The sequence below is a fragment of the Peribacillus sp. NPDC096448 genome (assembly GCF_044762675.1).
Taxonomy (GTDB): domain Bacteria; phylum Bacillota; class Bacilli; order Bacillales; family DSM-1321; genus Peribacillus; species Peribacillus frigoritolerans_B.
Window position 1 is genome coordinate 224,390 of record NZ_JBIWEU010000002.1, and the last position, 11,468, is coordinate 235,857.

An 11,468-nucleotide genomic window follows, 5' to 3' on the forward strand; every position below is an offset into this window, starting at 1 on the left:
ATAACCTATGATGTGCTTAACTTTTCTGACTGACGACCCCTTAAGGCTCTTTGTTAACTTTTTAAGTGAAAAGAAAAAAATAATGGATACATGACTTTTGAGGAAATATGAAAACTACAAAATATAAGTGTTTTACTGAATAATTTTGGGATTTACGCTAATTATTTAATGTATATTGTTGTAGAGGTATCAGGAAATCCAAGATTCTTATTTATAAATTTATTAACCGATTGGCTATTATATTTTGAATTCAATAGTATTTAAGACTCATTTTAGTTTTTCCCCAACAAGGCGCATAAACAAAAAAGAGAGAAGTTGTACGGAGGTTCAATCTTGAGAAAACTCATTATTTTTGCATTTATCGGTTTTTTGGCTCAACTAATTGATGGATCCTTAGGTATGGCCTATGGGGTTACTTCTACATCCATGTTGTTGACCTTTGGGATTGCTCCGGCTGTCGCTTCGGCATCAGTACATTTGGCTGAAATAGTGACCACTGCTGCATCTGGTGTTTCTCATGTGAAATTCGGAAACGTGGATAAGCAAGCTCTTTTTAAATTAATCATCCCCGGGTTTATTGGGGCATTTACAGGAGCATGCTTTTTGAGTAATTTACCCGGTGATATAGTAAAACCCTATATTTCTTTATTTCTATTGATTCTTGGTGTATATGTACTTTTTCGCTTTATGTTGTTGAATCCTGTCGTTGAAAAAAAATCAATTGATTTGTCTAAAAAAAAATCGATCTACTTAGGAGCGATTGCCGGATTTGCAGATGCAACGGGCGGGGGTGGATGGGGCCCGATTACAACTCCAGTCCTTTTATCTCAAAATGGGGTTGCAGCTAGAAAAGTAGTTGGTACAGTGGATACAAGTGAGTTTGCTATTGCTGTTTCTTCAAGTTTGGGGTTTCTAATTGCATTAGGTTGGCAGGAAGTGAACTGGTTTTGGGTAATCGCACTTATGGCAGGGGGAATTATTGCTGCACCCATGGCTGCATGGATCGTAACAAAATTGCCTTCTTATTTATTGGGAGTCCTTGTTGGGGGATTTATTATATTGACGAATTCTCGAACCTTGATTAACACTTGGTCTATTCATGATTATTGGTCTCCCGTTATTTATTTGCTTATATTTATTGGTTGGTCAGTTTCATTAGTCTTGGCAATCCGGAATAATAAAAAGCGTGTTCCACAATAAAAATAAATGGGAGATTACATGATTCAACAGGAGAATATCTATCATCATTCTTTTTCCGTTACAAAAGAGCTTAGGCAAGCTTTACATGGACATAAAAGCTATATTCTTGGTATACAGGTTTATCAGGTTCAGGTAAGTCTACAATCGCGAATATGGTTGAGGGAAGACTGCATAAGAAGGGGATCTCAACATACAATTAAGATGGTGATAATTTACGGAAAGGATTAAATGAAGACCTGAGTTTTAGTTCTGAAGATCGCAAGGAAATTATAAGCCGAATAGGGGAAGTTGCCAAAATATTTGTCGATCGCGTGATTGTGGTATTAGCCACGTTTATTTCGCCTTATGCTAGTGACACTGATGATGTCAGAAAAAAGGTACATGAGGGTGAGTTTCTTGAGATTTATGTCAAATGTCCTCTAGAAGCCTGTGAAAAACGAGATCCCAAAGAATTATATAAGGAAAGCTAGAAAAGGAGAAATCACTCATTTCACAGGGATTTCAGCACCTTATGAAGAACCGGTAAACCCTGAAATGATTATTGAAACCAGTTCAATATTCTATTGAAGAATGTGTGCTTCAGATTATTAACTTTTTAAAGGATAATGAGCATTTAGGAATTGTAGATATTTAAAACAGAAAAAGCGACTGTAGAACATACCAAATGATTGAGGTGTTATATGTGGATGTTCAAAGAACCATAATTGAGCCACATGGCGGGCAAGCTGATTAATCGTGAATTAACAGGAATTCCTCGTGAAGAATATTTGGATAAGAGTCAATCCCTTTCGTCCCTGATTATCTAGAAATGTAATATTTTGGATATTGAAATGATTTCCTGTTGAGGGTTTAGTCCACTTATTGGATTTATGGGGAAAGAAGATTACAAGAGCGTATTGAAAAACTATGCATCTAGCAAATGGATTACCATGGCCGATACCGATTACTCTTCCTGTTATGAAGGAGGAGGCGAGGTGTATAAATGTGGGCGATGAAATTGCTGTATACAACAATGAGGGGGAACTGTCCGGGGGCATTAGGTAGAGGAAATGTTCGAATATGATAAACAGGAAGAAACTCGTCTCGTTTACAAAACAATAGATTCTAACCACCCTGGGGTCAAAAAGTTATTTGGGCAAGGGGACATGTATGTTGCAGGAGCTATTTATCAATAAAATAGGTCTTCACATAAGCCGTTTGAAGAATTTTATATGAATCCCTGCTAAACTGGAAAAATGTTCCACCTACCTAGGGTGGAATACCGTTATAGGATTTCAAACGAGAAATCCTGTCCACCGGGCTCAAGAATATTTGCCAAAAACGGCATTAGAAACCGTTGATGGGCTTTTGTTACATCCTCTTGTAGGTGAAACGAAAAAGGATGATATACCTGCAGGTTTACGGATGGAGAGCTATCAAATTTTACTAAAATGTTACTACCCATAGGATCGAGTTCGACTTGCCATTTATCCAGCTGCATGCGCTATGTAGGTCTAAGGGAAGCGGTCTTCATTGAAGACATGCCCTCATTCTGCTGACGATAGGTTCATTTTAAGTGGAACGAAAGTCAGGGAAATGCTTCATGATGGTCTTACACCACTACCGGAATTTACTCGCCCTGAGGTGGCAGAAGTACTTAGTAGGGGGATGAAACAAAAAAAGGATAACCAAATGACGTTAAAACAAACTATTGAAAATGTAAAATAAGCAGGTAATAAATCCAAATCCATTAATTATAAATGGAGGAAATCATATGACTCCCCTAATATCAATCATTTTAACTAGTTATAACAAACCCTATACAATTGGGAAAGCCATAGAAAGTGTTTTCAATCAAACTTATCAGAATTGGGAACTTTTCATTATGGACGATAACTCCAATGAAGAAACAGTAAAAATCATTAAGCAATATATAAATAAGCCAAGAATACATTATTTTAACAGTAACATTCAAGATGGTGATAGATATAAAACAACTAGGTATGCAACATTAATTAATGAAGCCATTCCTAAGACAAGAGGAAAGTATCTTACTTATCTAACGGATGACAATTCATTTTTACCTTCACGCTTTGAAACGATGGTAAAAGTACTGAATCAAAATTCTTCTATAGAAATCGTATATTCACAGCAATTGGTGAAAACCATAAACGAATATGGAAGAGTTGAAAAGGAAACAGTACGAAAAACATATGGAGTATTAAAGAACCCTGTGGGGTTTGTTGATCATTGTTCGATCATGCATACTCGGAATCTTGCAGAAAGAATTTTTAAGGACTTTGGAAGCTACTGGAATGATGATCAAGTATACTGGTATAATGGCGATGCAGCTTTTTGGAGTCGTTTAACTAAATATAAGCCTTTTCATCCTATTCCAGAAATTTTAGATATTGCGATTAAAGATGATAAATCATTCCAGAGGCTATATACTCATTTGCCAAAGAGCATACCAAACGGAACTCTTGTGAGAGGGCCATCCTCAGAGACTTATATTATTGAAAATCAAGTACGGAGAAAGATTTCCCAAGAAGTGTTCACAAAATTAAAATTTGATCATGGTATGATTGTGAAGATTCCGGATCCATTTCTTTTCAAATATAAAGAGGGGACACCAGTCGACAGTCAGGTATTTATAAACTTTTTGCTTATTCCGAATCAAAGGCTCGTGAAGGCGCAAAATCACCCAGCAGTATATTATCTTCAAAATAATTATAAGCACCTCATTAAAAATGAAAAAGCATTCAGTGATTTTAATTTTAGGTGGGATAAGATAATATCCGTTGAAGAACATTTATTAGCCCAATTACCAGATGGTTTGCCGATTGAGGAATTATCCGTAAGCACCCCTGTTTTGCCAGATGGCACCCTATTTAAGCATGAAAACTATTACATTAGCCTGAAGAATTGTTTACATCCTATAGAAAAACAGGTAGCGATGAAACTGAAGCTTCCTGTTACGAATCCAGTTAAAATGGACCATTCGGTGTTATCTAAATTTAAAAAAGGGGAGCCTTTTGAGTGGAAGATTCTTTTTTGAAAATAAAAAGGCCTTTCATAAGGGAATATAATGTTGCTCCCGATCGAAAGGCTTTTCGCGTTCCACAGTTTCTTTAATCTCTTTAAGGTCACTCATCTTCCATTTAAGAAAGAACTTTTTTTGGCTTTCTAGGATGACTTTATTCTGCAATGCTCTATTTAACCTAAAGCTACTACTGCCATAATGATGTATAAAAACATCATTTGCTACCCATAGCTCTTTATTGGAAATTTGAGCTCTTATACTGAAATCTGCATCTTCAAAATACCCTGGGGAAAAGCGTTCATCAAGACCCCCGATCATATCAATCAAACTTCTTTTAAAAATCATACAAAGGCCGCTTAAGTAATCCACTTCATAGCCTTGCTGATCATGCTTTTGTGTCCATTCATTAGCGAATTTTTGCATTTGATCCATATTCTTGTAGGGAGTTGGGGTAATTGCTTGATGTGAAACGACATTATTTGATCTGGGCCCAACGATGCCAATGGAAGGATTTTTATTAAGTTGCCATAGAAGCCGGCATAACCATTCGTTTGTAACAACAGTATCATTGTTTAAAAGGACAATATTTTCTCCTCTTGCAATAGTAATGCCCTGATTGCATCCGCCGGAAAATCCTTTATTTTTTTTATTTGCAATTATCCTGGTGTTAGGGAGGATTTTTAGAAATTCAAGTGTGCCATCCGTAGATCCATTGTCAACTAAGATCAATTCAAAGTTTTCCCTGGTGTGGCGAAATATGCTCGATATGCATTCCTTTGTAAAAGTAAGGCCATTTCGAGTAAGAATGATAATGGAGGTCAGTGGTGATATATCAGGTGGATATTTATTGCTCTTCAATTTTTCTCCTCCTACCTAGCAGCCCTCATAAAGGCTATGTTAACAAAGGGCTAGATGTAATTAAGATGATAAAAACTTCAAACTAGCGTTATTTGTTGTATACCAATGGTCGAAAGAAATATAGCAAGGTCTGAAATTTATGAGGAAAGATTAATTAGAGCGATAATTTTGGACATGGTCAATTATTCTTGTTAAATTCACCATTTATACTACCATTGTTTTTACTGCAACATACTTCTGGATAAATTAGAAAAGAATTGTTAATTGTATTATTTGATAATAACTTTATATTCATTTTAATTAGGGTGCTTCATGATACCAACAAACATAGGAACAAGCTTTAGTTAACTATAGCCCTGAAATGCGAGCCTCCATAGGAAAATCATTTTTATTTGCCTCATTCATCTATTTTATGAATTGATTAGATTCATATCCCATAAAGCTAGTGATTTATCAGTAAAATTCATTTCTCCTTCCGTACAATTCTCATTAATAACCAAGGTGGGTTTTGGAAAGTTGAATGGCTCAATCTCTAGGTTAAGAGGACGCCAGCTCCCTGTTCTTATTTCATGATTACACGAATGGTTTGTAAATGTAGTCGTTAATAAATACCTCGATTGGCTAGCTTTAAAATTGTTTAAAGCTAAATGAATATCAGAAAAGCTAAAATGTACGAGACAATCTCTACAAAGGATTAAATCACCTGTAGGTAGACGATCTTTTGTAATGTCCATATGAAAAAACTGTACATTGTTTAATGGGTATTTTTTTTTATTTCTTTTTATTATCTCATCGACGATATCAATCCCAATATATAATTCCGTATTTTTGTATACTTCTTTCATCCAATTAAAATCACCACACGGTGCATCTATCATTTTTTTTATCTGAAGTTGTTTTATTATGCTTGGTAATTCCTGAATGAGTGTTTTGGTTTGAGTAAGTGTTGAACCCGTACCAGATACAGACTCAGAATTTCTCCACCTGTTTTTCTTATAAATATTTGTAAATAGCTCTTTCATTTACATTCTCACCTTTCATCATTTTGTTAATTTAGAAAGGAATTAAAAAAACGACATGACTTGAAAGGACGATCTGTAAAATCTAGAAATCTATATTGAATTTGGCAAAGTACCAATCATCATCATATTTTCGTTTTTGAAAGTAAGCCCGTCTCTGCTTTTTAACTCCATCGAGGAGCACTTGGGATTCAATAGGGTTTGCTTTTACATGGATCATAAGTTTTTTGCACTTTTGTATGCGATGAGTATTAAAATGTGAGTATGCCATCCTTAATAAATTATAGTAAACTTCATCATAGCTAACTTCATAGGGATGAGTTTTTCTGAATAAATGGATTATTTTTACATCAGGCAGCGCGTGGCAGCGAAATCCAAACAGCCATAGCTTAATAGAAAGCTCTACATCTTCATGTCCCCAAGTTTTAAATCCCGTTTCAAATCCGCCCACATCTTCAAACACTCTTTTTGGGATAATAAAACATCCTCCGGGTAATACGGCAGTTTCAAAGAGGCCATTTTGTTTAGAGTTCCATTTGATTCTAAGGTTTGACTTTAAGGTCTGACCATAGCCAATGAAATCGGAATTGCCAAACGAAGCGATTGCTGGGGTTACTGCATCAGATTTTCCTGTAAGCAGGGGCTCTATAATATGATCGATCCACAAATTTTCAAACTGTAAATGGGCATCGCAAAAAATCAGGAATTCTCCAGAAGCTTTCGTTGCTCCTAAATTTCGTGCGTTTGCAGCTCCTATGCCATCTGTTTCAAAAAGTTTAACCTGGTTTGCGTGATTATACGTTTTAAGAAAATCGCAGCAATCATCTGATGATCCATCGTTTATAATAATCACTTCGAAGGAATAATTTGTATCAACAGAAAATAATGAATCGAGAGTGTTTTTCACATTTTCCCCTTCATTTTTGGCTGGAAAAATTACTGAAATTAAAGGATGAGTTTTCACTTCAATTATCTCTCCTTTTGTAACGATTTTTCATTATTAAGAAAAATGCAAGGACTGTGATATTGATTTTAATGGGGGATTATCACAATCCTTGATCATCGGTTGAAAGTGGTAATTAAGTTTCAGTTTGTAGTTCAATGAGTTAAAGTGAGGTATATATACTCTAACTAAAGGTTATTATTGATGCTTTCTAAAATTCTTAAAGGGATCTATCGCTGTTTTTTGCGCTCCAGAATGTAAATTATATAAAGGATGGTTTTTATAAAACATATCTAATGAAAATGAATCTGCATTAGTGTTTTTAAATTTAGTATCTTGGTAATCTTTGTAATCTTTTTTCTGATACGATGACATGATCCCGGAATTATAATTTTGTTGTGTTCTATCAATTTCTGTGTAACTCGGTTTACTTAGGGTAAAGTGTGTTTGACAATGTGATGTTTGCATATTAAAATTTTGGGTTGTATTTTTTTGTTGGTTTGTTTCTTTCGAGAATCGAAACGCACTTGGTTGATTAATTATTTCTTTGTTATTTGGCGAATTGAAATTTCCCATATTAACACGAGTATTTCCAGCTTGTTGTTGTACTCCATTATTATTAAAAGGTTTTTCCATTTTTCCTGTTGCTTGCTTATGACTTTTTTCTTTTTCTTTAATATATATTGCTAATTCATCTTTATAATGTTTTTCTTTTTCTTTTTGATCATTTACTGTTTTATTTATGGTTTCTATTTTTTGTAAATAATTAATTTCTTTATCTGTTAAATCTGTTATGGATTCGGTTAAGTCCTTAATTTCCTGTTGATGGTGACTTTCATTTTCCTTTAAATTGATAATCGTCTTTTCTAAATTATCAATCTCCACTTTATATTTATTTTCTTGCTCTGAAACAAGGGCAATCGATTGATTTAACTGATCGATTTCTTGTTGATGTTGACTTTCATTTTCCTTAAAATTAATAATCATTTGCTCTAGGTTTTCAATCTCTGCTTTATATCTATTTTCTTGCTCCGAAACAAAAGCGATCGTTTGATTTAACTGATCGATTTCCTGTTGACGTTGATTTTCATTTTCCTTTAGATTGATAATCGTCTTTTCTAAATTATCAATCTCAGTTTTATATTTATTTTCTTGCTCCGAATCAAGAGCAATCGATTGATTTAACTGATCGATTTCTTGTTGTTGTTGACTTTGATTTTCCTTTAAATTGATAATCGTCTGTTCTAAATATTCAATCTCGGCTTTATATTTATTTTCTTGCTCCGAAACAAGAGCAATCGTTTGATTTAACTGATCGATTTCTTGCTGATGGTTATCTTCATTTTTCTTGAAATTAATAAGCATTTGCTCCAGGTTTTCAATCTCGGCTTTATATTTATTTTCTTGCCCTGAAAAAAGAGCAATCGATTGATTTAATTGTTCGATTTCTTGTTGATGGTTATCTTCATTTTCTTTAAAATCAATAATCATTTGCCCTAGGTTTTCAATCTCGGCTTTATATTTATTTTCCTGTTCGGATAGGTGGTCGATGGTTTGGGTATAATTTTCAATTTCCTGTTTAAATTTGTCGATAACTTGTATATGATGATTTTCCTTTTCGGAAAGTTCAATCATGGCTTTTTCTAATTTTTCAATCTCCAATTTATATTTATTTTCTTGTTGGGATACAAAACTAATCGTTTGATTTAGCTGATCGATTTCTTGTTGATGGTAGTTCTCTTTTTCCTTTAAATCTATAATCATCTGTTCTAAATTTGCAATTTCCACCTTATATTGACTTTCCTGTTCCGATAGTTGGCCGATCATTTGAGTATAATTTTCAATTTCCTGTTTAAATTTGTCGATAACTTGTTTCTGTTTTTCTTCCTTTTCGGAAAGTTCGATCATGGCTTTTTCTAAACTTTCAATCTCGACTTTATATTTATTTTCCTGTTGGGATACAACGGCAATCGTTTGATTTAACTGATCGATTTCTTGTTGATGGTAGTTCTCTTTATCCTTTAGGTCGGAAATCATCTGTTCCAAATTCTCAATGTTCACTTTGTAATGACTTTCCTGTTCGGATAGGTGGTCGATTGTTTGATTATATTTTTCCATTTCCTGTTTAAAGTTTTCGATAACTTGTATATGATGATTTTCCTTTTCGGAAAGTTCGATCATGGCTTTTTCTAAGCTTTCAATCTCGACTTTATATTTATTTTCTTGTTGGGGTACAACGCTAATCGATCGATTTAACTGATCGATTTCTTGTTGATGGTAGTTCTCTTTTTCCTTTAAATCTATAATCATCAGTTCTAAATTTGCAATTTCCACCTTATATTGACTTTGCTGTTCCGATAGCTGGCCGATCATTTGAGTATAATTTTTATTTTCCTGTTTAAAATTTTCGATAACTTGTTTCTGCTGCTTTTCCTTTTCGGAAAGTTCGATCATAGATTTCTCTAAATTTTCAATCTCAGCTTTATATTTATTTTCTTGTTGGGATACAACGGCAATCGTTTGATTTAACTGATCGATTTCTTGCTGATGGTAGTTCTCTTTTTCCCTTAGATCGGTAATCATCTGTTCCAAATTCGCAATGTTCACTTTATATTGTCTTTCCTGTTCGGATAGGTGGCCGATTATTTGATTATAATTTTCAATTTTATGTTTAAAGCTTTCGATAATTTGTTTATGATGATTTTCCTTTTCGGAAAGTTCGATCATGGCTTTTTCTAAATTTTCAATCTCTACTATATATTTATTTTCTTGTTGGGATACAACGCTAATCGTTTGATTTAAATGATTGATTTCTTGTTGATGGTAGTTTTCTTTTTCCTTTAGATCCATAATCATCTGGTTTAAATTTGCAATGTCCGCCTTATATTGACTTTCCTGTTCGGATAGGTGTCCAATCTTTGAAATGTAATTATCAATTTCCTGTTTAAAGTTTTCGATAACTTGTTTCTGCTGCTCTTCCTTTTCGGAAAGTTCGATCATAGATTTCTCTAAATTTTCAATCTCAGCTTTATATTTATTTTCTTGTTGGGATACAACGCTAATCGTTTGATTTAACTGATTGATTTCTTGTTGATGGTAGTTTTCTTTTTCCTTTAGATCGGTAATCATCTGGTTTGACTTTGCAATGTCCGCCTTAAATTGACTTTCCTGTTCCGATAGTTGGCCGAGCATTTGAGTATAACTTTCAATTTCCTGTTTAAAGTTTTCGATAACTTGTTTCTGCTGCTCTTCCTTTTCGGAAAGTTCGATTATGGATTTTTCTGAATTTTCAATCTCCGCAATATATTTATTTTTTTGTTGGGATACAACGCTAATCGTTTGATTTAACTGATCGATTTCATGTTGATAGTATTTCTCTTTTTCCTTTAGATCGGAAATCATCTGGTTTAAATTTGCAATGTCCACCTTATATTGATTTTCCTGTTCGGATAGGTGGCCGATAGTTTGAGTATAATTTTCCATTTCCTGTTTAAAGTTTTCGATAACTTGTTTCTGCTGCTCTTCCTTTTCGGAAAGCTCGATCATGGCTTTTTCTAAACTTTCAATGTCCGCCTTATATTGACTTTCCTGTTCGGAAAGGTGGCCAATCTTTGAAATGTAATTATCAATTTCATGTTTATATTTTTTTATATCTTTTTTATGTTGCTCTTCCTTATCTGAAAGTGCTTTTTCAAAATTATTAATCTTCACTTTATATTGCTTTTCTTGATCGGATAAAAGATCAATGGTTTTAGTAAGCTGATTCATTTCATTTTTATAATTCATTTCTTTTTCGTTGAGAGAATTAATGGTTCCTTTTAACTCTTGAATTTCATTTTTGAAAATATTTTGCTCGTGAAAATAAAACATAACTTTTTCAACTAATTTCTCAATTTCTAAATTTATGCTTTGTACATCTAAATTAGTTATTTTTTTATTTACTGGAGCAAGAAGTGATTTCACCTCTGTAAGCCCATCCGCCATTTTTTGAAAACCATCATGGCTTTTAAATTCCTCATTTTTAACATTTTGTTTTTGAGCAGACTCATATTCTTGAACTTTCTTTTGAAGGGAAGCAATTTCACTTTGTAATAATTTATTCTTATCTCCAAGAGTTTTTATGTCATTTTTTTTCTTTTCGTCGTTTGTTTTGGTTTCTTTAAAGTACTGTAGTTCGGCCTTATATTTCTTAATTTCTTCTTCCAATTTCTGAACTTTGGTTTCGGCATTCTTCCTTTCATGTTCCTTCCGATTGATTAGATCTTGATATGTTCTTTGTTCATTTATCATTTCTTCATTGTGTTTAATTAATTTTCTTATTTTCTTTTTACTATAATCGACTTCGTATTCATTGACTTTTGATTTGTATAGGGAAAGTTCAGATCTAAGATGTATGATCATTTGCTGAAGTTGAACTGGAGTTATT

The 11,468-nt window shown here is 33.5% G+C and carries 6 protein-coding genes and 2 pseudogenes; 4 read left to right on the forward strand and 4 right to left on the reverse strand.

Going from position 1 to position 11,468, the window contains the following annotated elements; all coding sequences use genetic code 11:
• Nucleotides 1-333: 333 nt before the first annotated feature.
• The 4 genes and pseudogenes from ACIQ0C_RS04985 to ACIQ0C_RS05000 all read left to right on the forward strand — a co-directional run bounded on the left by ACIQ0C_RS04985 (nt 334) and on the right by ACIQ0C_RS05000 (nt 4,237).
• Complete coding sequence (locus tag ACIQ0C_RS04985; protein ID WP_403057583.1) at nt 334-1,200, forward strand: sulfite exporter TauE/SafE family protein; 867 nt, start codon at nt 334-336, stop codon at nt 1,198-1,200.
• Nucleotides 1,201-1,221: 21 nt separating this feature from the next.
• A pseudogene (gene cysC, locus ACIQ0C_RS04990) lies at nt 1,222-1,834 on the forward strand (adenylyl-sulfate kinase).
• A 30-nt stretch (nt 1,835-1,864) separates the two neighbouring features.
• Nucleotides 1,865-2,907, forward strand: a pseudogene (gene sat, locus ACIQ0C_RS04995) (sulfate adenylyltransferase).
• Between the two features lie 46 nt (nt 2,908-2,953).
• Nucleotides 2,954-4,237 (forward strand): glycosyltransferase family 2 protein, encoded by a 1,284-nt coding sequence (locus ACIQ0C_RS05000; RefSeq protein ID WP_403057586.1) that lies wholly within the window; start codon nt 2,954-2,956, stop codon nt 4,235-4,237.
• A gap of 15 nt (nt 4,238-4,252) precedes the next feature.
• Here the strand turns inward: ACIQ0C_RS05000 and ACIQ0C_RS05005 are convergent, their stop codons facing one another.
• From ACIQ0C_RS05005 to ACIQ0C_RS05020, 4 genes are all read right to left on the reverse strand, one after another.
• Nucleotides 4,253-5,080 (reverse strand): glycosyltransferase family 2 protein, encoded by an 828-nt coding sequence (locus ACIQ0C_RS05005; RefSeq protein WP_403057589.1) that lies wholly within the window; start codon nt 5,078-5,080, stop codon nt 4,253-4,255.
• Nucleotides 5,081-5,490: 410 nt separating this feature from the next.
• On the reverse strand, nt 5,491-6,102 hold the full coding sequence (locus ACIQ0C_RS05010; RefSeq protein WP_403057593.1) for a class I SAM-dependent methyltransferase: 612 nt from the start codon (nt 6,100-6,102) through the stop codon (nt 5,491-5,493).
• Between the two features lie 82 nt (nt 6,103-6,184).
• Nucleotides 6,185-7,069, reverse strand: a complete 885-nt coding sequence (locus tag ACIQ0C_RS05015) for a glycosyltransferase family 2 protein (protein WP_403058085.1) — start codon at nt 7,067-7,069, stop codon at nt 6,185-6,187.
• A 171-nt stretch (nt 7,070-7,240) separates the two neighbouring features.
• Complete coding sequence (locus tag ACIQ0C_RS05020) at nt 7,241-11,248, reverse strand: hypothetical protein (protein WP_403057596.1); 4,008 nt, start codon at nt 11,246-11,248, stop codon at nt 7,241-7,243.
• Nucleotides 11,249-11,468: the final 220 nt, after the last annotated feature.